This is a genomic window from Streptomyces sp. NPDC043427 (assembly GCF_056436655.1).
In genome coordinates this window covers 19883-43436 of the sequence record NZ_JBWKCC010000019.1, presented here as the reverse complement: position 1 = coordinate 43436, position 23554 = coordinate 19883, and the positions used below count along the sequence as shown (strand labels likewise).

The window sequence follows — 23554 nt, the reverse complement described above, 5'->3', positions numbered from 1 at the left end:
GTCACCCGGCCGGGGGGTCACCTGTCGGCAGGCCACTCGACCGGGCCCCCTTGCGCCCCGGGCCACAATGGAAGACGGCCCACCCACCCGGCGGCGCCACCCGAACCGTACGAGGAGGAGATGAAGACATGGCGGAGCCCACGCCGCGTCGGAACGAACCGCGGCTACGCCCCGCGCCCCTGCTCTTCGAGCCCGCGGACGCCGCCGCCGACCCGGAGCACTTCTTCGATCTGGAGTCGATCGACGACCCGCGGGACCTGCTGGCGCGTGCGACGGAGCTGACGCACGCGTTCCGTGCCGCGACCGACCGGGCGATGGAGTTCCAGGCGATCGCCGCGGCCCAGCTCGCCGACCCCCGGCGGTTCGACCGGCTGACCCCGGCGGACATCGCCGAGCGGGCCGAGTGGACCGAGGACTACGCGAAGAAGATGGTCGAGTTCGGCCGGGAGCTGCTGAGCGGCGGGGAAGGGACGGGGTACGCCGACCCCGCCTGAGCCCGCCCCGCCTGAGCCCACTCCGCCTGAGCCGCGCGCCGCGCGCATCTCGCCCTGGCATATGCCGGGTGGGCAAGATACTCCCTCCGGCCCAACCCTGTCCGGGTTTCCCGCAACCCTCGGAGAGCGTGCGCTCACGGCCGGTACACCTGTCGACATGAGCAGTGCATGGGTCACCCCGGACGGCGCCGCCTGGCTCGCCTCGGCAGGAACGTACCCCCGCAGCACACTGGCCCTCTGGGACGAGCACCCGGACGCCCCGGTCGTGCTGCCCTGCGGCGCCGCCTTCGACGTCGTCAACGCACCCGCGCTCTTCGGACGCCGGATGCTGGACCGGCTCTGGGAAGAGGGCCCGGGCTCCGGGCCGGTGGCGGAGTACCGGGGCCGGATGCTGCTGTTCGCCGCGCCCGGCACGGCCCAGCGGCTGCCGACCCTGCTGGAGTGGGAGGAATGGGGTTCCCGCGGTCACTCAGGTCCCCCCAGTCACTCCGGCGGCCGTACGGCGGACATCCCGCCCCTGTTGTGCCACGGCACCGGCGACGCGGTGACCGTGCCGCCTCCCGCACCGGCGAACCCCGCCACCCACACCCCGGCCGCCCGCTGGCTCGTCGCCCCCGACACCCGTCACCCCTGGCTCCCGGGACCCGACATCCTGCTCTGGGCGGCCGTCCGAGCGGCCCGCGCGGCGGTGCGGATATCGATTTTTCCTCCCGCCGACCTGGATGCTAAGGTCTACGACGTCAGCAGGCGCCGCTAGCTCAGTTGGTTAGAGCAGCTGACTCTTAATCAGCGGGTCCGGGGTTCGAGTCCCTGGCGGCGCACGATGACGATGGCGAGCCACGTCCGCGGAGAGCGCGGACGCGGCTCGCCATCGTCGTTTTTGCGCGGCTGGCGCCGCGCGCTGTGGGGGCCGCGCCACCCACACACCCAGACAGGACGGGCTCCTCGCACGACGAGGGGCCCGTTTCGCGTTTGGCCGGATACCCTCCCGCCATGGCAGCCCGTGATCTCCAGGAGCGCATCAAGAAGCTGATCGTCGACCAGCGACTGGCCTCCGGGGCCCCGCTGCCGACCGAGCCCGAGCTGATGGAGTTCCTCGGCGCGAGCAGGAACTCGGTGCGGGAGGCACTGAAGGCGCTCCAGGCCATGGGCATCGTCGAGATCCGGCACGGCTTCGGCACGTACGTCGGCCCGATGACCTTCGCCCCCATGATCGAGGGCCTCGCCTTCCGTACGGTCGCCGGGCACTACCGGGGCGAGGACAGCCTGCTCCAGCTGCTCGAACTGCGTGAGGCGGTGGAGACGGGGCTGATCTCCCGGCTCGCGGGACGGATCCCGGCCGACGTCCTCGGCGAGCTGGACGCACTCGTCGACCGTATGGAGGAGCGGGCCGCCCGGGGGGACGGTTTCGCGGAGACCGACCGCGCCTTTCACGCCACGCTCTACCGGGGGCTGGACAACGCTCTGCTGAGCGAGGTCCTGGAGGCGTTCTGGGACGCCTTCCATCGCGTACGCACCGATCTCGTGGACGTGCCGCAGGATCCGAGGGTCACCTGCCGGCAGCACCGGGAGATCGTTGATGCCGTTCGGACGGGCGACTCCGTTCGAGCGGAGAACGCCATAAGGGACCACTTCGGTCACATTCGTGCACGACTGTCCACTACCGTCCACAACGCAGCCACAAGGCCCCCACACGCGCAACAATGAGCGCGTATGACCGGTAACCACCGCGTTTCGCGTCTTGCGATCATGCCGAACACCGTAGAACCCTGGTGTCAAAGTGCTGCGCATTCGCGGCAGTTGGGGGCATGCATCCGGTTGCGCGACTTGCGGGGAGAGGGGCCCCGTTCGCGAACAAGATGTCGAGGGGGGCATCCGCAACCGGTAAGTCGCCCTTCTGTGTCTTCAGGGAGGAATGACACGGAACACGCGACTTCTCCTTCACCGATGAGACGCCTGTGAAAGCCGAGGGGGGCTGCCCGCAGGCGCAGGAAGACAACGACGACACGCGGTGATCTGCGTGTGGGGGGATGACTCATGACGTCGACGCCGACGGGCGCCCGGCATAACTTCGGCCCGTCACAGACCACGCCGCTCAGGCTGGACACGCACCGGACCGGGGGGACCGGATCGTTCCGCCGCATCAGCAAGACACTGCCGAGATACGACTACGAGCACTACAGCCGACTGGCGGGACCCCTCACCCAGCCCGACCCGACCAAGCCCTACAAGGTCCGCTACCGCTCGCTGCTCTCCCAGGAGCCGCACCGTATCCGGGCCGCGCTGATGCTGGGCGCCGCGCCACTGCTCTCCCTGGTCCTGCTCGCCTGGCTGCTGCAGCCGGAGCACTGGACCAGGCGGGACTACCCGGCCTTCGACTGGCTGCCCGCGCTCGACATGGTGATGCTGGTCGCGATCGGCCTGATCGAGTTCTTCCGCTGCATGAACGTGCTGTCCAACGCGCACGCCACGCTGGTCGCCCGCGACCCGATCCCGGTGGTCCCGGAGACCGGCACGAGAGTCGCCTTCCTGACCTCCTTCGTGCCCGGCAAGGAACCGCTGGAGATGGTGACGAAGACCCTGGAGGCGGCCGTCAAGCTGCGCCACCGGGGGCTTCTGCACGTCTGGCTCCTCGACGAGGGCGACGACCCCGAGGTCAAGGCGGTCTGCGAACGCCTCGGCGTGCACCACTTCTCCCGCAAGGGCATCGAGAAGTGGAACCGGCCCTCGGGCCCGCACCGCGCCAAGACCAAGCACGGCAACTACAACGCCTGGCTCGACGCCCACGGCGACGACTACGACTACTTCGCCTCCGTCGACACCGACCACGTACCGCTGCCCAACTACCTGGAGCGGATGCTCGGCTTCTTCCGTGACCCGGACGTCGGCTTCGTGATCGGCCCGCAGGTCTACGGCAACTACGACACGTTCGTCACCAAGGCCGCCGAGTCCCAGCAGTTCCTCTTCCACGCCCTCATCCAGCGCGCGGGCAACTTCTACGGCGCCCCCATGTTCGTGGGTACCTCGAACGCCGTACGCATCAAGGCGCTCAAGCAGATCGGCGGGCTGTACGACTCGATCACCGAGGACATGGCGACCGGTTTCGAGATCCACCGCCACAAGAACCCGGCGACCGGCAAGAAGTGGCGGTCGGTCTACACCCCGGACGTCCTCGCCGTCGGTGAGGGCCCGAACGCCTGGACGGACTTCTTCACCCAGCAGCTGCGCTGGTCGCGGGGCACCTACGAGACCATCCTCAAGCAGTACTGGAAGGGCTGGTACTCGTTGCCGCCCGGCAAGCTCTTCAACTACACGATGATGATCATCTTCTACCCGATGTCGGCCCTCAACTGGATCCTCGCGGCCCTGAGTTGCGCCCTCTTCCTGGGCCTGGGCGCCTCCGGCGTCAACATCGACCCGACCGTGTGGCTGATGCTCTACGGCAACGCCTCCGCGCTCCAGATCGGCCTGTACGTCTGGAACCGCCGGCACAACGTCTCCCCGCACGAACCGGAGGGTTCGGGTGGAGTGGCGGGCATGGTCATGTCGGCACTGTCCGCGCCGATCTACGCCCGCTCACTGATGGACGCGGTACTGCGCCGCAAGAGCAGCTTCGTGGTGACGCCCAAGGGCGACTCCGCCTCCCCGGACACCCTGTTCGGAACCTTCCGGATCCACCTGTTCTTCATCATGGTCTTCGGCGCGTCCATCGCCGCCGGATGCACGCTCGGGCACGCCCACCCCGCGATGGTCATCTGGGCCTCCTTCGCCCTGCTGATCACCGCATCGCCGATCTTCGCCTGGCAGTGGACGCTGCGGGAGGCGCGCAGGCGGCCCGCCGCGCCCCCACCGGAGCCGGAGCCCCAGCCGCAGGACGCGGTGCCGGTCGGCGCCGCCGCGGGGTCGGTGTCGTACGCGCCGCACGGCCACGCGCCGGCCCGCAAGCCGAGCTGGGCCTCAGCGCCCGCCTCGCCCGCGTCGCACGGCACGAACGCCTCGCACGGCAGCGGTGACCAGACCATGCAGATCGCCCTGGGCGGACTCGGAGGGCGTAAGGAATGACGGAGGGAGCCGGCCGCCGCCGTGCCCGTCGACTCGCGATCGGCACGGCGGTGGTTCTCGCGCTGGCCGGAATGAACGGCCCGTGGGTCTACCGCTTCAGCACGGAGCAGTACCACCAGTACAAGATCAACAGACCGGAGTACAAGGCCGACAACGGCCACTGGGAGATCGTCGAGTTCCCGAAGGAGTACCGCCAGAACACCATCCACGCGGCGCTCCTGCACACCGGGAAGATCCTTCTGGTCGCGGGCTCCGGCAACAACCAGGACAACTTCGACGCCAAGCAGTTCGACACCCGGATCTGGGACCCGGTCGCGCGCACCATCAAGAAGGTGCCCACGCCGAGCGACCTGTTCTGCACCGGCCACACCCAGCTCGCCAACGGCAATCTGCTGATCGCGGGCGGCACCAAGCGGTACGAGAAGCTGAAGGGCGACGTCACCAAGGCCGGCGGCCTGATGATCGTCCACAACGAGAACCCCGACAAGCCGATCACGCTGCCCGCGGGCACGAAGTTCAAGGGCAAGGAGAACGGCAGGACCTTCGTCTCCAAGGACCCGGTGGTCGTCGAACGGGCGACGAAGAACTTCGACAAGAAAACCGGCAAGTTCCTCGGCAACACCCCGGGGCTCGGCCGCATTTACGTCGAGGCGCAGAAAAGGGGCTCGAAGTACGAGACGGGTACGCAGGACAACTACCGCATCCAGGGCCTGACCGGCGTCGACGCGCGCAACACGTACGGCATCGCGCAGAAGCTGGCGCTCGACAAGAAGGACTTCCAGGGGATCAGGGACGCGTACGAGTTCGATCCTGTCGCCGAGAAGTACATCAAGGTCGACCCGATGAAGGAGGCGCGCTGGTATCCGACGCTGACGACGTTGAGCGACGGCAGAATTCTCAGTGTCTCCGGGCTGGACGACATCGGGCAGCTGGTTCCCGGCAAGAACGAGGTCTTCGACCCGAAGACGAGGAAGTGGACCTACACGCCGAAGGAGCGTCAGTTCCCGACGTATCCCGCGCTGTTCCTGATGCAGAACGGGAAGGTCTTCTACTCGGGTTCCAACGCGGGGTACGGGCCGGACGACGTGGGGCGCGAACCGGGGATCTGGGACGTGGGCACGAACAGGTTCACCAAACTGCCCGGGCTGAGTGATGCGAAGTTGATGGAGACCTCCGGGACGGTGTTGCTCGCGCCGGCGCAGGACGAGCGGTACATGGTGATCGGGGGTGGTGGGGTCGGTGAGTCCCGGCTCTCGAGTGCGAAGACGCGGATCATCGACCTGAAGGCGGATGATCCCCGGTTCGTGGACGGGCCCTCACTGGGCAAGGGGACGCGCTATCCGCAGGCCTCGGTACTGCCCGACGACACCGTTCTGGTGTCGGGGGGTTCCGAGGACTATCGAGGGCGCGGGGACTCCAACATCCTCGAGGCGCGGATCTATCACCCGGACACCAATACGCTCGACCGGGTCGCCGATCCGCTGGTGGGGCGGAACTATCACTCCGGGTCGATTCTGCTGCCGGACGGGCGGGTGATGTTCTTCGGGTCGGACTCGTTGTACGGGGACGCGGCGAACACGAAGCCGGGGAAGTTCGAGCAGCGGATCGAGATCTATACGCCGCCGTATCTGTACCGGGATTCCCGGCCGTCCTTGGGCGGTGGGCCGAAGACCATTCCTCGGGGTGGGTCGGGGACGTTCACCTCACGGCATGCGTCGTCCATCAAGAAGGTGCGGTTGATCCGGCCCAGTGCGTCCACGCATGTGACGGATGTGGATCAGCGGTCCATCGCGTTGGATTTCACGGTGGCTGGGGACAAGGTGACGGTGACTGTGCCGAAGAGCAGGAATCTGGTGCAGGGTGGGTGGTACATGCTGTTCGTGGATGACGATCAGGGGACGCCCAGTAAGGCGCGGTGGGTTCGGGTGCCGTAGCGCTCCCGCGGCGTTGTGTTGTGGGTGCGGGAGCGCTGTGGCCGGCCGCGCGCACGCGGCGGGGCCGCACATCGACACAGCCCCGAGCACCTCAGGGCGTGTTGCGAAAGTCCCGCCTGCCCTGCGACGCCCGGCACGCGCGCTCGCCGCGTTGTCGGGATCGCCCACGTACGCCCAGTACGCGGGCGACCCTCCGCCTTGCGATCGCACGCGCCGGACGCCGCAGAGCCCGCCCTTCGGGCGGACGACGGGACTGTCGCAACACGCCCTAGCGTCGTGAGGCTTCCGCCAGTTTCAAGGCGTAGGTGGGCCACCATTGGCCCGCCTTCGGGCCGCCCTTGCATTCGCCGTCGGACTCACCTGGGCGTTTGACCCACAGGTAGGCGTCCACCAAGGGGTCTGCCGTGTCGGTGGTGGGGGTCTCGCCCAGGGCCCGGCCCGGGGGGTTGCACCAGCGTTCGCTCTGGTCGCCCCCCGTGTACGGGCCGTTGCCGTTGCGGCCGGTGTCGATGACGAAGTGTTTGCCGCCGACCTTGGCGGAGAGTTCCTTGCCGTAGGCGATGGAGTCCTCGGTGGAGTAGAAGTTCGAGACGTTGACGGCGAATCCGTCGGCCTGCTCGATGCCCGCGCGTCGCAGTGGGTCATGGATGCGGTCGGGGTCGTTCCAGCCGGCGTTTCCGGCGTCGAGGTAGACCTTCGTGTTCTTCAGGGCCTTGAGCGTGGTGACGGCGCCGTCCAGGAGGTTGTAGCGCTCCTCGTGGAACGCGTCCTGGGTACAGCCGTCGACCAGGTGCAGTACGGCGTCCGGTTCCAGGATCACCGTGGCGGGGCGGTCGCCGATGCCCTTGGCCACACCGTCGATCCAGGCGCGGTAGGCGTCGCCGTCGGCGGCGCCGCCCTGCGAGTACTGGCCGCAGTCGCGGTGCGGGATGTTGTAGAGGACGAGGAGCGCGGTGCGGCCGGCCTGGTCGGCGGCCTCGGTGAAGCCGCGGGCCTGCTGCTCCGGGTTCTCCGGGAGGATCCACTCGCCGGTCGGCTGCTCGGCGATCTTGCGGATCTGCTCGGCGTCCGTCTTCTCGCCGCTCGTCTCGTAGGCGGCGACCTGCCGTGCCGCGTTGCCGTCCGGGTTGACCCAGAACGGGTTGGTGCCCTTGGGCTGTTGCGTGATCCGGGCCCCCTGCTCGGGCCGCTCGGGTTCCTTGTCCTCACCCTCTCCCGACGGCGAACATCCGGTGATCAGCAGCGCCGCCCCCAGCGCAGCCATGACCCCCCTGCTGACGTACATCCAACTCCCCCTTGGCTCACGCCAGTCCAAGTATTAATCCTGACATACACCCAATCATGCCCACGAGGTCACCGAGGCGTTGTCGGAGAGCTGTTACAGCGGGGAGCGGCCGTCGACCGGGCCGGGAGGGGACTTTCAGGGGAAGGACAGCCGAGGGGTTTCCGGCAGGGCTCACACACCCGTTCCCGTCAGGTACGCCGACACGATCACGTTCGCCGTGTAGCCGCCGCTCGCGCGGTCGAAGGTGCCGCCGCAGGTGATCAGCCGCAGTTCGGCGCGGCCCGGTCGGTGGGGGCCATAGGCGCGGCGGGCGTCGAAGTGGTCGCTGGCGACGACCTCGACGTCGTCGACGGTGAACTCGGCGATCCTGCCGTCGTCCCGGACCACTCGGACCCTGTTCCCCGGATGGAGGGTGCCGATCTTGTAGAACACGGCGGGCCGGGTCTCCGTGTCGACGTGGCCCACCATCAGCGCGGTACCGGCCGCCCCCGGCTTCGCTCCGGCCGCGTACCAGGCCACGACGCCCGCCTGATCGTAGGGCGGCGGATCGATCGCGCCCCGCGTGTCCAGGCCGCGGCCCACGACCGGTGCCTGCACGTTCAGGTCGGGGATGTCGATGCGCTGCGGGAGGGCGTCTCGCAGGGGCCTGGCGGCGGGCGGCAGATCGGCCTCGGCCTTCGGGGGACGGCCGACCGCGGCCATGTCCCCCGTGCTCGACCCCGCCGTCCCCTGCCGTACGTCGGTCACCTCGCGGCCCCACAGCCACAGCCCGAGCAGCACCAGGGACCAGGTCAGGACCGTGAGCAGCCGTCCGGTACCGGAGGGGCGTTCGCCGTCGGACATGGGTCAGTCCGTCCCGCGGCCCCGCCGGACGCTGCGGAGCGCGACGGCCACCGCGGCGACTCCGGCGAGGACGAGGCCGGTCACCGCCTGGGCGGCACCGGGACCGGCCGCGCCTGCGTCGTCGGCGTCGACGGAGGAGTCGGCCACGGAGGAATCGGCCACGGAGGAGGAGAGGTGGGCGGTGCCGCCGCCGCCCGCGTGGACCGGGGCGACGGGAGAGGTGTGGGGTGACGGCGTGGAGGGGTGGGGGCCGTGTCCGATGGACCTGGTCACGACCGTGAGGGCGCCCTTGAGGTCGGACCCGGCGCAGGAGATCTTGACGTCGTACGATCCCGTTCGTACCGAGGACCGGACGCGGGTCTCGCCGACGAGCGCGCGGTCGGCGCCGACTGCGGTTCCGGCCACGGAAAGGTGCGCATCCGTGACGAACGCGGCCGACGCCGCGGTGGCCGTCGTACCGGTGCAGCCGCTGACCCGTAGGGCGATGTCGGTGCCGGGGGCGGGGGTCGAGGGGGTCACCGAGAGGTGTCCGTCCGCCGCGTACGCGGTCGGGGCGAGGGCGGCGACGGTGACGGCGGCACCCGCACAGAGTGTGACTTTCAGTGAGCGCATCGTGAAACCTCCAGCTCTCTGGAGACTCCCCCGCGCGGCCCGCCCACGCATCCGCTGGGCCAGGCCACTGCTCCGTACGGGTTACACGCGTACCGCTGCTCAGATCCGGTCGACGAGGTCCGCGATCGAGTCGACGACCTTCGACGGCCGGTACGGGAAGTTCTCGACCTGCTCCGGCGTGGTCAGGCCGGTGAGCACCAGGAAGGTCTGCATCCCGGCCTCGATGCCGGCCAGGACGTCGGTGTCCATGCGGTCGCCGATCATCGCGCTGGTCTCGGAGTGCGCACCGATCGCGTTGAGCCCGGTGCGCATCATCAGCGGGTTCGGCTTGCCCGCGAAGTACGGCTTCTTGCCGGTGGCCTTGGTGATCAGCGCGGCGACCGCGCCGGTCGCGGGCAGCGGGCCCTCGGTGGAGGGGCCGGTCTCGTCCGGGTTGGTGCAGATGAAGCGGGCGCCGGCGTTGATGAGCCGTACGGCCTTGGTCATGGCCTCGAAGGAGTAAGTGCGGGTCTCTCCGAGGACCACGTAGTCGGGCTCGTGGTCGGTGAGGATGTAGCCGATGTCGTGCAGCGCGGTGGTCAGGCCGGCCTCGCCGATGACGTACGCCGAACCGCACGGCCGCTGGTCGTCCAGGAACTTGGCGGTGGCCAGCGCCGAGGTCCAGATGTTCTCGATCGGCACGTCCAGGCCCATGCGGCGCAGCCGTGCGTGCAGGTCGCGGCCGGTGTAGATCGAGTTGTTGGTCAGGACCAGGAACGGCTTGCCGGACTCCCGCAGCTTCTTCAGGAAGGCGTCGGCGCCGGGGATCGGGACGCCCTCGTGGATGAGCACACCGTCCATGTCGGTGAGCCACGACTCGATGGGCCTGCGTTCTGCCATGTGCGGGGTCTCCTGCCGTACGCCGTGCTGCGTGAGCCCCAGCCTAGACACAGGCCCGATCTTGCGGGAATGCAGGCATTGCAGCGAATGCAGGGATTGCAGGATTTGTAAGGCTTGCAGGCGATCAGCGCCGTCTGCGCACCAGCAGCAGCGCACCCCCTACGAGGAGCAGGCCGAGGGTCGCGGCGATGGCTCCGCCGGGCGACGTGAGGCCGGTGCGGGCGAGTTCGTCGGCGAAGGGCAGCCGGTCGATCCGTTCGGGGGGTGAGGCCTCGGGCAGCGGGTCGGGGTCGGGTTGGGGATCGGCCGCTCCCCCCTCCACCGTGAACCGGTAGTCGTTGGACTGCCCCACCCAGTCCCCGTCCGCCTCCTGCCGCTGCACGACGGCCGCGTTGACGGTCACCTCGTTGGGCACGGCATCCGAGGTGAGCGCCAGCCGCACCTTCACACTGAGCGTCGCTCCGGGGCCGACGGTGAACCCGGGGAAACCGTCGTCGAAGGCCCCGACCAGCTCGTCCTGGTCGGTCGTCACGAAGTGGACGGGGTGGGGCCGCTCCCCGTCGTAGAACTCCAGCCGCGGCTGCGAGGCCACGAGCGCGCGCTTCCCGTCGACCAGCACGACGACCGGATGAATGGCGGCGCAGGTGCGGGAGGTGGTGTTGGTGAGATCCAGATACCAGGTGCCGTACCCGCCCCCGGCTTCGTAGGAGTCCTGCCCACCGTGAATACGCGTGGTGAGCGGGAACTCCCCCTCATCACCGCCGGCACCACAGACAGGCCCTCGCACCGCGTGCGCGGGCGCCGCGGCCACGGGGAGCAGAAGGGCGGCCGCGGCCAGACAGAGAGGGGCGGCGGGAGTGCACAGTCGCATAAACACATGAGCTTGGCGGATGGGGAGCGGAGCGGGGAGGTGGCGGGCCGGGAGGCACCTCGAATGGCCCCAGCATTCCGCCCGTTCGGCGGCACCAGCCAGCACGCGAGCCCGCCGGCGGTGAGGTGCTCGAAAACCAGTGGGCTCGAAAACCAGTGGAAAGGCGCCGCTGTGCGCCCTTACCGTGCTGCCGAACCAAGTCGTCTAGGCAAGGACGTGCCGTTGTACACCGTGTGAGACCTCCCGAGCGCTGATTCGTCGCGCGTCGCGCCCTGTGCGCCGCGCTCCTTTCTGCTGCCGAATTCTCACTGAAACCGGTGTACTTCTGTGCTCAACAACTGGGTTGTCATGCCCACCTGCCTGCCGCTCGTTCTCCGTCGATGCCACGCATGCGCGTCCGAGCGCTTCCGGGCGAACGGCAAATTTCGCATCAACGCCAACCACAAGCTCATCGACGCCTGGCTCCTCGCGCTCTGTACCGTTTGCGGGGAGACCACGAAGCTCACGGTCCTGGAGCGGACGAATGTGCGCTCCGTACGACCTGAGCTGCTGGACCGACTGCATGACAACGACCTCAGCCTGGCAGCCGAGCTGCTCCAGGATCCGGTCGTACGGCGCCGTAATCGCGTCGCCCTCGACTGGGACAACGCCTGGCGCCTCGACACCGGCGGTTCGGACCACCTGGACCGCGAGGTGATCGACGTCTCGGTCCGCTTCGCGGCGCGGATCCCTGTCCGGCCGGTGCGGCTGATCGCTGACGGTTGCGGTCTTTCACGGGCCGAGGTCGAGAGACTGATCACGGAGGGGAGCCTCGTTTCGGCAGTCCGGCTGACCGGCAAGCTCTCCGGCGCCTTCACCTTCACGCTCAAACGCTGAGCCCTCCTCGGGACCAGGGCCTGTCCGGCAACCGTTCCTAAAGACTGAGCGGGAGTGAGTCCTGGTGCCAGGACTCATGCTCAGTCGGACGCCCCGAACGGTGTTGGGCGTCCTGGTCCCCCGCGTTCGCTCCGCATCCGGCGCGCACGGATCGTGTCCGTGGTCCGGGAATGCGGGGGCGGGATTCCTCACGCCCCGGGGCCACCGGTGCGGCCTGGACGGTCCGATGCCCGTACCCATCGCTCTGGTGGGTACGGGGCGGTGCCGTCCGTCGCCGGATCGGGTGCCCCAGGGCGCGTGTGCACCAGAACACGCCTGTACGCAGACAATCGCCAGCAGTCCGTAACCCCCGCCGACCAGGTCCTGGTCCCGCCGGCCCCGCTGTTCCGCGAGTCCCGCTCTGCCGCGGGCAGTCGTGCCGCTGGGGCGGCACGGGCGGGCGCGGGCGGTGCCCCGTCAGCGCCGGGCTGCGCGCCTACCCACGGCGGCCCCGGCCGACCCGCACGCACAACGCAGCCGCTCACCCGTCCCCCCGCCCGAACAACGGCCCCAGCAACAACTGAGCCGCCCCCACCGCAACCCCCCACACCCCGCCGGAGGCAACCCGCACGGGCACCGCGCTCCCGGTCGCCCCCTCCCGCCGAGCCAGTTCCTCAAGCACCCCCTCGACCCCCCGTACAAACTTCTCCGGCGCCTCCTCCACCGTCCGCCCACCCAGCAACACCAGATCAATGTCCAGCAGGGCCACCAGATTCGCCGTCCCCGCCGCCAACACCCGCGCCGCCTCCTCCGCGTCCTCCCGCCCCATGGCCTCCAGACACAGCACCTCGATGCAGCCCCGGTTCCCGCACGAACACACGGGCCCGTCCAGTTGAATCACCTGGTGCCCGAACTCCCCCGCCCCTGTCCGCGCCCCCCGATGCAGCACCCCACCGATCACCAACCCGGCCCCCAACCCCGTACCGAGGTGCAGGTAGGCGAAGGACCCGCTCTCGCCCCCCACGGCCAACCCCAACGCCGCCGCGTTCGTGTCCTTGTCGACCACCACCGGCACCCCCAGCCGCGGCGCCAACGCATCCCGCAGCGGAAATCCGTCCCACTCGGGGAACCCGGTGACCCGGTGCAACACTCCGCGCGTGTGGTCGAGCGGCCCGGGAAGCGCGATGCCGAGCCCGAGAAGTGACCCGTAGGCAGCCAGTGAGCCGGAGCCCGACCCCACGCCCCAGCCTGAGCCCAGGCTCCAGCCAGAGCCCTCCGAGTCCGGCTCCGGGTCGGCGGTGGGCCCGAGCGCTTCCTCCACCAGCCCCTCCGCCTCCCGGGTCACAGCCGAGACAACCGCGTCTGCCCCCGCCCCGAGGTCCAGCGCGGCGCGGCGCTCCCCGACCACCGCCCCCGCGAGGTCGACGAGCACCGCCCGCAACTCGTCCCGGTCGAGATGTACACCCACCGCGTGCCCTGCCTCCGGCACCAGCCGCAACGTCGTGGGCGGCTTACCCCCCGTGGACGCCCCGCGCCCCGCCTCCGCCGCCAGCCCGTCCTCCCGCAGCCGAGCCGTGATCTTGCCGACCGCCTGCGGGGTGAGTCCGGTGCGCTCGGCGAGTTCGAGCCGGCTGATACCCCGCGGTCCCGCCGTACGCAGCAGATCGAGAACCAGCGCGGTGTTGTGACTGCGCAGGGCGAACAGGTTCGCACCGACGGAAGAGCCCTTCATGCCCCCATTGTCCTCCCTGCTTGCACTTTGACAACAGCGTTGTGAAAGTGGAGGGCATGACTGGACGCACAACTGGTGACACCCCCCTCCGCGTAGGCCTCGTCGGCTACGGCCTCGCCGGCTCCGTCTTCCACGCCCCGCTGATCGCCGCCACCGAGGGCCTCGTCCTCGACACGGTGGTCACCTCGAACCCGGAGCGGCAGCAGCAGGCTCGCGCGGAGTTCCCGGACGTGCGCACGGTCGCCACCCCGGACGAGTTGTTCGAGCGGGCCGGGGACCTGGACCTCGTCGTCATCGCGTCCCCGAACAAGACGCACGTCCCGCTCGCGACCACCGCCCTCGAGGCCGGCCTCCCGGTCGTCGTCGACAAGCCCGTCGCCGGTACGGCGGCCGAGGCGCGCACCCTCGCGACCCTCGCGGAGGAGCGCGGGCTGCTGCTTTCGGTCTTCCAGAACCGCCGCTGGGACAACGACTTCCTGACCCTGCGGGGGCTGCTCGACGCGGGCGAGCTGGGTGACGTGTGGCGCTTCGAGTCCCGCTTCGAGCGCTGGCGCCCTCAGCCGAAGGGCGGCTGGCGCGAGTCCGGCGACCCCGCAGAGATCGGCGGCCTGCTCTACGACCTCGGCAGCCATGTCGTCGACCAGGCACTGGCCCTCTTCGGGCCCGTCACCCAGGTCTACGCCGAGTCGGACATCCGCCGCCCCGGCGCCGAGACCGACGACGACACCTTCATCGCGCTCACCCACGCCGACGGCGTCCGCTCCCACCTGTACGTCTCCGCGACGACCGCCCAACTCGGCCCCCGCTTCCGGGTGCTGGGCTCGCGGGCGGGCTACGTGAAGTACGGCCTGGACCCGCAGGAGGCGGCGCTGCGGGAGGGGCAGCGGCCCGGCACCACCCCGGACTGGGGCACGGAACCCGAGGACCTGTGGGGCCGCGTCGGCGCCGGTGAGTCCCCGCTGACCGGCGGCGGACGCCCCGAACCGACCCTCCCCGGCGACTACCCGGCCTACTATGCGGCCGTGGCCAAGGCACTGCTGGACGGCGGCCCCAACCCGGTGACCGCCCTGGAGGCGGCCGCCGCTCTCGACGTACTGGAGGCAGCCCGCCGTTCGGCACACGAGAAAGTGGCGGTGACGCTGTGACGCACAACCAGGAAATCACCCCCAAGTTCCACCCCGAACTCACCCCACCCCTGGAGGAGCTCGAGGCCCAGGAGCGTCGTCTGGTCTTCCGGCAGTTCACCCACGACGACGCCTGGGCCCTCGGCTCGCTCCTCGTCGACCTGGCCCGGGAGCGGCAGGCCCCGCTCGCCATCGACATCCACCGTGCCGGCCAGCAGCTCTTCCACGCCGCCCTGCCGGGCTCGACCCCCGACAACGACGCCTGGATCGCCCGCAAGCGCCGGGTCGTGGAGCGCTACGGCCACGCGTCGTACCTGGTCGGCGCCCGCTTCCGGGCGAAGGGCACGACCTTCGAGGAGTCCTCCCGCCTGGACCCGGACGTGTACGCGGCCCACGGCGGCTCCTTCCCGATCCACGTCGAGGGCGTGGGCGTGATCGGCGCGGTCACGGTCTCCGGGCTGCCGCAGTTGCAGGACCACCGGTTCGTGGTGGAGGCGCTGGAGCAGTTCCTGAAGTTGTAGCGAGAGTGTGGTGATGACGGCGCGGCGGGAATGACGAGCGGCGCCCCTCCGGTTGGCCGTGCCGTACGCGTGGTGATCAACGGGCACAGCGCCCCCTTCCGGAGGGACCGGTCAACCGATGAACAACGCACTGAGGGAAACCGTCGGACGGTACGGCATCTGGAGCGTCGGCCTGCGCTCCGAGGACCCGGCCCGCCGCGGCGAACTCGCCGAGGCCGCCGCGGAGCTGGAGGAACTCGGTTACGGCGCGCTCTGGCTGGGCGGCAACAGCGCCGCCCACCACGCCGCCCCGCTCGTCGAGGCCACCTCGCGCATCGTCGTCGGCACCAGCATCCAGAGCATCTGGCAGCACGAGTCCGCCGACAGCGCGGCCGCCCTCGCCGACCTGGAGGCCGCCCACCCCGGCCGCTTCGTCCTGGGCCTCGGGGTGAGCCACGCCCAGCGCGCGGAGCAGTACCGCCGCCCCTACTCGGCCCTGGTCTCCTACCTCGACGACCTGGACACCGCGGGCGCACCCGCGGACCGCCGCGTCCTGGCCGCCCTCGGCCCGAAGTCGCTGGAGCTGACCCGGGACCGGGCCGCCGGCGCGATCCCGTACCTGGTCACCCCCGAACACACCGCGTACGCCCGCGAGATCCTCGGCGAGACCCCGCTCCTCGCACCCGAGCTGGCGGTCGTCCTGGAGACGGACCCGACCCGCGCCCGCGCGCTGGCCCGCGAGTTCCTCGCGATCTACCTCCCCCTGCCCAACTACACCAACAACTTCCTCCGCCACGGCTTCACCGAGGAAGACCTGACCGACGGCGGCAGCGACCGCCTGGTCGACGCCCTGTTCGCCTGGGGCGACGAGAACCAGATCCTCGAGCGGATCAAGGCCTTCCAGGAGGCAGGCGCCGACCACCTCGCGCTCCAGGTGGTCGACGCGGGCTCACGGGACAACCTCCCGAGGGAAGCCTGGCGCGCCCTGGCTTCTCTACTGGCGTAAGGGAAGGTCCCCTCAGGGGCGCGGGGCTGTATCGCTGTGCGGCTCCGCCGCGCGGGCGTCCTCGATCTCCGGCACCCGGCCGCCGGGGGCGGCCGGAGGTGCGGCCGGGGAGCAGCCATCGGCGGCCTGGCTGATCCGCCAAGCTCCGTGGTCAGTCCGCAAGGGCCGGTTCACGGACTGGACCGGTCCGGTAGAGCGCGGCCCGCTCGACGGCGCTCCACGTCGTACTGGTCACCACGTACAGGGCAGCGGCGAGCGGTACGACCGCCACGGTGATCAGGGTGAAGAAGGACATGAACGGCATGAGCTTGCTGACCGCGCCGAGCCCGGGCACCTGCTGCGCCTGCTCACCGCTGTCAGCCACCGGCAGCACCCCGGCACCGCCGGAGGCCATCATCCGCTTGGTCCGCCCGTAGTTGAACCAGGCGACGGCGGCGACGACCGCGAACAGCACGAGGTACACGACCCCCGCCTCTCCGAACACGCCCCCGCCGGACAGCGCGTCCGCCCAGCGGTCGCCGAGGGGTGCGGCGAACAGCTCGTGGGAGAGCAGCGCGTTGGCCTCACCGCCGATCGTCGTGCTGGAGAAGAGGTGGTAGAGCAGGAAGAACGCGGGCAGCTGGAACAGGCTCGGCAGACAGCCCGCCACCGGCGACACCTTCTCCTCCCTGTGCAGTTCGAGAACCGCCTTCTGCAGCTTCTCGGGGTCCTTCGCGTGCTTCTTGCGCAGCTCGGCGATCCGCGGCCGCAGCACGGCCTGCGCCCGCTGTCCGCGCGCGGCGGCCCGGGACAGAGGGTGCACGAGCAGTCGTACGAGCGCGGTGAACAGGACGATCGCGGCGGCGGCCGCGGAAGCACCGAAGAGCGGTCGGAGCAGCTCGGCGAGCTGCTCGACGAGATGGGCGAAGACGGACATGGGTGAGCCCTCCGAGGGGTCTCGTCGTGCCGAGGAAACGACGAACTGGAGACATGGGGAAATGGGAACGTCGGCATGACGACCCGCGCGGGGTCACGAACCGCTCGAACTGCTTCGGAGGGAGCGCGTGCCTACGCGGTGGTCGCCGGGAGGGCGTGTCCGGGCGCCCGGGGCCGTATGCGCCCCTTGGCGTCCGGGTCGCGCTGGGGCAGGAACGCCGTACGGCGGGCACGGTCGCGTATCGCCGTGCGCACACGGGTGGGCGGCACGGCGGGGGCGCTGCGGGAGGCGAGGAGGGAGCAGACGAGGAGTGCGGAGCCGGCCGCGGCGGTCGCGGCGAGCGCGACGGTGGCGGTGAGGCTGCCGGTGTCGAGCAGCGCGGTCTGCAGGACCAGGAACAGCAGCACGGCGGCGGGGCGCAGCCTCGCCCAGCTCTGGATCATCGACGCCCCCCTCTCGTACACGCGTGCCACCCCTGGTCGGTCGTCATCGGTTATACCTGATCCGGTGCGAAGGACCGCAAGAGCCCCTTCAGCCGAACCGGGGCCGGGACTCACCCCGGCACCCCTCACAACGTCCCGGCCCGGCACGACGGTTCCGCATATGGCTCAGAGTGTGTAGCTGATCGCCTTTTCCCGCATCAGTTTCTCCAGCTCTGCGTTCGACAGTGGGTGCAGGGTGTCCAGGAGATGGCGTAGCCCGGCTTCGTCGAGGGTCCAGCTGGTGACCTCGACCTCTGCGTTCCGCTGGCGGCGGGTGAGGGTGACGGTGTGTTCGCCGCCGGGGAGGTCGCGGACCGTGCGCCTCTCGCCGTGCGCGTCCACCGTGCACGTCTCGCCCTTGGCCGGGAGGTCGGGGCATCGGAGTGTCGGCGTGATCGGTGGGCGCAGCATGAGGCCTGCGTACGCGGTCTCGTCCGGCTGGGCGGGGCCGTATTCGACGCTGAAATAGGCGGGGCCGGCCTCGGCATGGGACAACCGCATGCCGGGCGGCGCAGCGCCCATGTACAGCAGCTCCGGATACTCCCGGTACCGCGCGACCTCCGCCTCGTGCCGGCGCTGCTGCGCGTGCGCCGGGCCGACGAAGCCCCCGTAGGTCACCCCGGCCGCCAGCGCGGCCACCGCCCCCAGTCGTACCCACCGGCTCGGCACGAAGAACGCCGCGGCCACGGCGTACGGCACCCCCGTCAACGCGAACCGGGTACTGGCGCTCCCCAGGTCGACGCCCCCGTCGTAGGCGTGCAGACCTGCCACGACGCCGAGCGTGCCGAGGACGAAGACCAGCACCGCCCACCCGAGCCGCTGCGGCAGGGAGCCGCACAGCGGCACCACGGTCCGCGCCGGAAGGCCCGCGGTGGCCAGCAGGACCACCGACAGCGGCAGACCCACCAGGAGGACCGGCGTCATCGCACCGTTCCCACCACCCCATGCCGACAACACCAGCGCGAAGCCGAGCGCCGGCACCACGGCCGCCGTCATCGCCCAGACCAGGAAGAGATGCAGGGCTATCGGCGCCCCTCTGCCACTCGTCATACGCGAAGCCTGTCAGCGGGCGTCCAGGCGCACATGAGTGCTCGTACTCATAAGTCGCAAGCCCGCGCAGCCGTTCAGCGTGGCCGCATCGAGGTGAGCTTGGCCCACACCACCAGGCGGTACCTGGAGGTGTACTCGGGGGTGCAGGTGGTGAGCGTGAGGTAGTAGCCGGGGTCGGTGTAGCCGTAGCCGGGGTGCGTGGTGCTCCTCGGCACGGGCGCGATGGTGGTGCCGTCCCGCGCGGAGGTGCGCGGGAGCGTCCGGTCGACGGTGTACGTGTAGACCGCGCCGCGTGTCTCGACCTGAACCGTGTCGCCCTCGCGGAGCCGGTTGACGTACCGGAAGGGCTCGCCATGGGTGTTCCGATGCCCGGCGACCGCGAAGTTGCCTGCCTGACCGGGCTGTTGCGTGCCGGTGTAGTGGCCGACGTAGCCCTTGTCGAGGACGTGACGCTTGCTGGTGCCTTCGGCGACGGGGACGCGGAGGTCGAGGCGGGGGATGGTGAGGATGGCGTAGGCGCGGGAGTTGTCCCGGGTGGTTGCGGCGGCGGTGCTGCCGCTGTGGAGTCGCGAGCCGCTGCCGGTGGCGGGATCGGGTGCGGGGGACGTACGCGCGCGTGTGCCCGCTTCGCCGGACGACGTACGGGATCCGTCACCGTCGGCGTCGAGGCCGAGGTCGGCGTCGGAGCCGGAGTGGGGGTCGGCCCACTGCCTCTCCAGCGCCTCGACCGTCCGGCCCGCTCCCTCCCTGGCCTCCCGGTTGGTCCACCACAGCTGGTGGGCGACGAAGAGCAGAAGCAGGACCCCGACGGTGACGAGGACCTCCGCACCGCCCCACAGCACGCGCCGGCGCAGGGCGCGTCGCCGCCGGGTGCTGTGCCGTACGACGGGAACCCGCACGCGGACGCCTCCTTCATCGGGGCTGGCGGCACGATAAGGGGCGGGGCGCGAGGTCTCCAGAGGCACGCGCGCGTGGGTCTGCGTTCGCACCGCCGAACACTTCGTCCACAGGTTTGAGAAAGGGCTGTCAGAACTCTCGACAACCCCTCAGGTCACACCCGATGCTTCGTGTCGACCTGGACGGGACGAACAGGCCACGACGCCGGTTGGACGGCCGGCCGTCGGTCGAATCATCGAAGCGGAGAAGCCATGATCCGACGCAGGACACTGCTGACGGCCACCGGCGGAGCGATCCTCGGGAGCGCGCTCGCGACGGGCACCGCGCGGGCGGACGCGACGATCGCCGTCAACCCCCGTACGACATACGGCACCTGGGAGGGCTGGGGCACCTCCCTGGCCTGGTGGGGCAACGTCTTCGGCAACCGCGACGACTTCGCCGACATCTTCTTCACCACGAAGTCGGTGGCGTACGGCGGTAGGACGCTCCCCGGCCTCGGCCTGAACATCGCCCGCTACAACCTGGGCGCGTGCAGCCCGAACAGCGTCGGCGGCGAGAGCATGGTCGCCTCCCCCAACATCCCCGCCTTCAAGCAGATCGAGGGCTACTGGCAGGACTGGAACAACGAGGACCCGACGTCCTCGGCCTGGGACTGGACGGCCGACGCGAACCAGCGCGCGATGCTGGTGAAGGCGACCCAGAGGGGCGCGACCAGCGAGCTCTTCGCCAACTCGCCCATGTGGTGGATGTGCAAGAACCACAACCCGTCGGGCGCCTCGGACGGCGGCAACAACCTCCAGACCTGGAACTACCGCCAGCACGCCTCCCACCTGGCCGCGGTCGCCCTGCGCGCCAAGAACAACTGGGGCGTGAACTTCGCGACGGTCGACCCCTTCAACGAGCCGAGCTCCAGCTGGTGGACGGCGACGGGCACCCAGGAGGGCTGCCACATGGACGCGACGGTCCAGTCGGCCGTACTGCCGTACATGAGAAGCGAGTTGGACAAGCGCGGCCTGACCGGCGTGCGGATCTCCGCGTCCGACGAGACGAACTACGACACGGCCCGCTCGACCTGGAGCGCCTTCTCCTCCTCCACCAAGGCCCTCGTCAACCAGGTCAACGTGCACGGCTACCAGGGCTCGGGCGGCCGCCGCGACCTCCTCTACACCGACGTGGTCACGACGTCCGGCAAGAAGCTGTGGAACTCGGAGACCGGCGACAAGGACGCCACCGGCCTCACCATGGCGTCGAACCTCTGCTACGACTTCCGCTGGCTGCACCCCACGGCCTGGGTCTACTGGCAGGTCATGGACCCGACCACGGGCTGGGCGATGATCGCGTACGACCAGAACACGCTCCAGCCGACCACCGTGCAGACGAAGTACTACGTGATGGCCCAGTTCAGCCGCCACATCCGCCCCGGCATGAAGATCCTCGACACGGGCGTGAGCTACGCGGCGGCCGGCTACGACGCGTCCGCGAAGCGCCTGGTCATCGTCGCCGTGAACACCTCCACGTCGGCCCAGACCCTGACCTTCGACCTCTCCCGCTTCACGACGGTGACGGGCGGCTCGGGCGGTGCGGTGCCCCGCTGGAACACGGTGACGACGGGCGGCGGCGACCTCTACACCTCCCACTCGGACATCAAGCTGAGCGGGAAGAGCGTGGCAGTGCCGTTCGCGGCACAGTCGGTGCAGACGCTGCAGATCGACGGCGTGACGATCTAGCCGCTCCGCCCCCCTTCACTTACCGCGATTCCTTCGCAGCGGGTACCCGGGTGTGCCTAAGGCAGGCACACCCGGGACATCACGTCTTATGTGAAGCCGTTCCGGTGGTTGCTGGAGGCTATTGAACTTGATTGGGTGATGTCGGGGCGGTTCGCCTGACGGCGGCCGGGCGGTGCCGGTAGCTCTGGGGTCCGTGAGGTACGCGCAGGGCGGCGGGTTGACCGACGCCGAGAGAGCAGCGCGAGAGCGGGTGCGGCTACAGGCCGTGGAACGCTTTGAGCGTGGGGAGAAGAACCGGGAGATAGCCGTCGCGCTGCGGGTGAGCGAGCGGTCGATCGAGCGGTGGCGCCGGGGATGGCGTGAGCAGGGCGAGAGGGGAGTGCTGTCCAGGGGCTCGCCCGGTCGGTCCAAGCTCAGCGATGCCCAGGTCGCGCGGTTGGAGCGGGAGTTGGAGCGCGGCCCGTTGGTGCACGGGTGGGCGGATCAGCGGTGGACGCTAGGTCTGGTTGCGGGTAAGAGCACCGCGGCGGTACTCGGCGCCTGGATCGTCTTCCAGGACGAGGCCGGGCAGTCGATGACGCCGCCGCGCGCCCGGACCTGGGGACGTATCGGCTGCACACCGATGGTGCGGGTGCGCGGCCGGGGATCCGGTCGGGTGTCGATGGCCGGGATGGTCTGCTACAAACCCGGCCAGCGTTCAAGGCTGATCTATGCCGTGCGCGAGTACCACGGCCGCAAGGACGAGCCGAAGGGCTTCGGCTGGAAGGATCTGCGCAACCTGCTGGTGCGCGCCCGCATCCAGCTGGGCGGCCGATCGTGCTGGTGTGGGACAACGTACGCCTGCACCTGACTGTCGGCATGCGGGAGTTCATCGCCGCGAACGCGCATTGGCTCACCGTCTTCCAGTTGCCCGCCTACGCGCCGGACATCAACCCGCAGGAAGGTATCTGGCACTGGTCAAGCGTGAGATCGGCAACCTCGCCGCCGCTGACCTCGCCCAGATCACTGGAGCCGTCAAGCGCCGGCTCGAGCAGATCCAGTACCGCCCCGATCTGGTAGACGCCTGCCTGGCCGCCACCGGACTGATCGCGGACGGGTGACGCAGTGGGTCACCCGGACGCTCACAGGCGGGAGTATTCGATGGCAGGCCACGGCTCCTGGCTGACAGGCTGTGTCCATGTGTCCCGAGTCCAACGGCGTGTCCGGCATTTCTTGGCTGGGTAACCCGATCGACGCGCGTGCGCTATTCGGTCCGGAGCTCAGGTCGCTGCTCGATACCCTGCGCGGTCTGACACCCTCCGACTGGAGCAGGACGGCAGCCGGCCACTGGACGGTGCACGATGTTGCCACCCACCTCCTCGGTGACTACTACGGCCGCCTCGGCCACGGCTACCGGAACGGCTTCGCCGATGGCGAGACGCTCGAGGCGTTCATCCACCGCACGAATCAGGAATGGGTCGAGCTGCACGCCGATGACAGCCCTGCTTCGCTCATCGACGCCCTGGCAGCGGCAGGCATCCAGCTCGCCCAGCGATTCGCCACAGCCAACCTTGACGCGGCCGCCCTGGGCGTGTCGTGGGCAGGCGTCGACCCCGCGCCGGCGTGGCTGGACATCGCCCGGGAGTTCACCGAGCACTGGACTCACCGGCAGCAAATCCGCCACGCCATCGGCCGCAACACCGACCCGGAACCGCTTGCCCTGGCCATGGTCCTCGATACCTTCATGCGGGCCCTGCCCCACACGCTCCGCCACACGTCAGCACCAATCGGGGCGCAGGTCCAGGTGATCGCCGAGGGCCCTGCCGGCGGCGGCTGGACGGCGACTGCCACTGCGGACCGATGGTCGTTGTCCGAAGCGCCGAGCGGCCGACCAACCGCAGTCGTACTGCTGGATACAGAGACCGTCTGGCGATTGTCTACGCGGAACATCGATCCTGCGGATGCCTTGTCCCGCGCCCATGTGCAAGGAGATCGTCGGCTCGCCGAAGCCGCGTGCCAGATCGTGTCCATCATCTACTGACCCGACGCTGGCCTCACCGGCTTCCACCGTGCCTGACACCAACAGCGCCAGCGATGGGCACCGACATCACGCATTCAACTTCAGTAGTTGACCCACATGTCGATCAGAAACAGCAGAATTCCGAGTACACCGAGTCCGATGCCGAGCCACAGACCCCAGATGAGTCGCTTCTGTTTTTTGTCCGCTGTCATGACATGCACGCATCCAGCATGCCCGTGGGGTCGGTGTTATTCACGGAGTGGCCCTTGGCGAAGAGGTAGGCGTT

The 23554-nt window shown here is 69.8% G+C and carries 21 protein-coding genes, 1 tRNA gene and 2 pseudogenes; 13 read left to right on the top strand and 11 right to left on the bottom strand.

Translation table 11 applies throughout. The annotated features are described in order from the left end of the window. Positions 1 to 128: 128 nt before the first annotated feature. From AC067M_RS27305 to glxA, 6 genes are all read left to right on the top strand, one after another. Entirely contained in the window at positions 129 to 494 is a 366-nt protein-coding gene (locus AC067M_RS27305; protein WP_478699667.1) for a hypothetical protein, read from the top strand. A 157-nt stretch (positions 495 to 651) separates the two neighbouring features. Further along, the gene (locus tag AC067M_RS27300) at positions 652 to 1251 is read left to right on the top strand and encodes a bifunctional DNA primase/polymerase (protein WP_478699666.1); all 600 of its coding nucleotides are present in this window, start codon (positions 652 to 654) and stop codon (positions 1249 to 1251) included. Then, positions 1242 to 1315 (top strand) — tRNA-Lys (locus tag AC067M_RS27295). The genes AC067M_RS27300 and AC067M_RS27295 overlap by 10 nt, the downstream gene beginning before the upstream one ends. Before the next feature lie 172 nt (positions 1316 to 1487). Next, positions 1488 to 2201 carry a FadR/GntR family transcriptional regulator gene (locus AC067M_RS27290; protein ID WP_478699665.1) on the top strand — a complete coding sequence of 238 codons (714 nt, stop codon included), beginning with the start codon at positions 1488 to 1490 and terminating at the stop codon, positions 2199 to 2201. Positions 2202 to 2531: 330 nt separating this feature from the next. After that, positions 2532 to 4556 carry a glycosyltransferase family 2 protein gene (locus AC067M_RS27285; RefSeq protein WP_478699664.1) on the top strand — a complete coding sequence of 675 codons (2025 nt, stop codon included), beginning with the start codon at positions 2532 to 2534 and terminating at the stop codon, positions 4554 to 4556. Next, entirely contained in the window at positions 4553 to 6490 is a 1938-nt protein-coding gene (gene glxA / locus AC067M_RS27280) for a radical copper oxidase GlxA (RefSeq protein WP_478699663.1), read from the top strand. The genes AC067M_RS27285 and glxA overlap by 4 nt, the downstream gene beginning before the upstream one ends. A 268-nt stretch (positions 6491 to 6758) precedes the next feature. Here the strand turns inward: glxA and AC067M_RS27275 are convergent, their stop codons facing one another. The 5 genes from AC067M_RS27275 to AC067M_RS27255 all read right to left on the bottom strand — a co-directional run bounded on the left by AC067M_RS27275 (position 6759) and on the right by AC067M_RS27255 (position 10980). Beyond that, a complete protein-coding gene (locus AC067M_RS27275; RefSeq protein ID WP_478699662.1) occupies positions 6759 to 7775 on the bottom strand; it encodes a glycoside hydrolase family 6 protein in 1017 nt (338 codons plus the stop codon). Positions 7776 to 7946: 171 nt separating this feature from the next. Continuing rightward, complete coding sequence (locus tag AC067M_RS27270) at positions 7947 to 8618, bottom strand: class F sortase (protein WP_478699661.1); 672 nt, start codon at positions 8616 to 8618, stop codon at positions 7947 to 7949. A 3-nt stretch (positions 8619 to 8621) separates the two neighbouring features. Next, a complete protein-coding gene (locus tag AC067M_RS27265; protein ID WP_478699660.1) occupies positions 8622 to 9230 on the bottom strand; it encodes a hypothetical protein in 609 nt (202 codons plus the stop codon). Between the two features lie 99 nt (positions 9231 to 9329). Beyond that, positions 9330 to 10109, bottom strand: coding sequence for an HAD-IIA family hydrolase (locus tag AC067M_RS27260; RefSeq protein ID WP_478699659.1), 780 nt, complete (start codon positions 10107 to 10109; stop codon positions 9330 to 9332). Between the two features lie 124 nt (positions 10110 to 10233). Then, the gene (locus AC067M_RS27255) at positions 10234 to 10980 is read right to left on the bottom strand and encodes a hypothetical protein (protein WP_478699658.1); all 747 of its coding nucleotides are present in this window, start codon (positions 10978 to 10980) and stop codon (positions 10234 to 10236) included. 327 nt (positions 10981 to 11307) lie between these two features. Here AC067M_RS27255 and AC067M_RS27250 point away from each other — a divergent pair, with 327 nt between their 5' ends. Next, the gene (locus AC067M_RS27250) at positions 11308 to 11856 is read left to right on the top strand and encodes a DUF1062 domain-containing protein (protein WP_478699657.1); all 549 of its coding nucleotides are present in this window, start codon (positions 11308 to 11310) and stop codon (positions 11854 to 11856) included. 37 nt (positions 11857 to 11893) lie between these two features. Here the strand turns inward: AC067M_RS27250 and AC067M_RS27245 are convergent. Together AC067M_RS27245 and AC067M_RS27240 are read right to left on the bottom strand one after the other, a co-directional pair. Beyond that, positions 11894 to 12154 (bottom strand): annotated as a pseudogene (locus AC067M_RS27245) (transposase); the annotation flags it as partial. 222 nt (positions 12155 to 12376) lie between these two features. Next, the gene (locus AC067M_RS27240; protein ID WP_478699656.1) at positions 12377 to 13567 is read right to left on the bottom strand and encodes an ROK family transcriptional regulator; all 1191 of its coding nucleotides are present in this window, start codon (positions 13565 to 13567) and stop codon (positions 12377 to 12379) included. A gap of 56 nt (positions 13568 to 13623) precedes the next feature. On the opposite strand from AC067M_RS27240, the gene AC067M_RS27235 reads away from it, so the two are divergent. The 3 genes from AC067M_RS27235 to AC067M_RS27225 all read left to right on the top strand — a co-directional run bounded on the left by AC067M_RS27235 (position 13624) and on the right by AC067M_RS27225 (position 16197). After that, on the top strand, positions 13624 to 14712 hold the full coding sequence (locus tag AC067M_RS27235; RefSeq protein ID WP_478699655.1) for a Gfo/Idh/MocA family protein: 1089 nt from the start codon (positions 13624 to 13626) through the stop codon (positions 14710 to 14712). After that, a complete protein-coding gene (locus AC067M_RS27230; protein WP_478699654.1) occupies positions 14709 to 15212 on the top strand; it encodes a heme-degrading domain-containing protein in 504 nt (167 codons plus the stop codon). Before AC067M_RS27235 ends, AC067M_RS27230 begins: the two co-directional genes overlap by 4 nt. A gap of 118 nt (positions 15213 to 15330) precedes the next feature. Further along, entirely contained in the window at positions 15331 to 16197 is an 867-nt protein-coding gene (locus tag AC067M_RS27225; protein ID WP_478699653.1) for an LLM class F420-dependent oxidoreductase, read from the top strand. Between the two features lie 151 nt (positions 16198 to 16348). Here AC067M_RS27225 and AC067M_RS27220 read toward each other — a convergent pair whose 3' ends face one another. The 4 genes from AC067M_RS27220 to AC067M_RS27205 all read right to left on the bottom strand — a co-directional run bounded on the left by AC067M_RS27220 (position 16349) and on the right by AC067M_RS27205 (position 19544). Continuing rightward, a complete protein-coding gene (locus AC067M_RS27220; protein WP_478699652.1) occupies positions 16349 to 17113 on the bottom strand; it encodes a YidC/Oxa1 family membrane protein insertase in 765 nt (254 codons plus the stop codon). A 131-nt stretch (positions 17114 to 17244) separates the two neighbouring features. Further along, positions 17245 to 17556, bottom strand: a complete 312-nt coding sequence (locus tag AC067M_RS27215; RefSeq protein WP_478699651.1) for a DUF6412 domain-containing protein — start codon at positions 17554 to 17556, stop codon at positions 17245 to 17247. Positions 17557 to 17721: 165 nt separating this feature from the next. Beyond that, entirely contained in the window at positions 17722 to 18645 is a 924-nt protein-coding gene (locus AC067M_RS27210; RefSeq protein ID WP_478699650.1) for a hypothetical protein, read from the bottom strand. A 74-nt stretch (positions 18646 to 18719) separates the two neighbouring features. Beyond that, positions 18720 to 19544: a class E sortase gene (locus tag AC067M_RS27205; RefSeq protein ID WP_478699649.1), complete on the bottom strand. Its 825-nt coding sequence runs from the start codon at positions 19542 to 19544 to the stop codon at positions 18720 to 18722. A gap of 249 nt (positions 19545 to 19793) precedes the next feature. On the opposite strand from AC067M_RS27205, the gene AC067M_RS27200 reads away from it, so the two are divergent. The 3 genes and pseudogenes from AC067M_RS27200 to AC067M_RS27190 all read left to right on the top strand — a co-directional run bounded on the left by AC067M_RS27200 (position 19794) and on the right by AC067M_RS27190 (position 23289). Then, on the top strand, positions 19794 to 21269 hold the full coding sequence (locus AC067M_RS27200) for a glycoside hydrolase (RefSeq protein ID WP_478699648.1): 1476 nt from the start codon (positions 19794 to 19796) through the stop codon (positions 21267 to 21269). A 193-nt stretch (positions 21270 to 21462) separates the two neighbouring features. Next, positions 21463 to 22369: pseudogene (locus AC067M_RS27195) on the top strand (transposase). Positions 22370 to 22446: 77 nt separating this feature from the next. After that, complete coding sequence (locus AC067M_RS27190) at positions 22447 to 23289, top strand: maleylpyruvate isomerase family mycothiol-dependent enzyme (RefSeq protein ID WP_478699647.1); 843 nt, start codon at positions 22447 to 22449, stop codon at positions 23287 to 23289. The last annotated feature ends 265 nt before the right edge of the window (positions 23290 to 23554 follow it).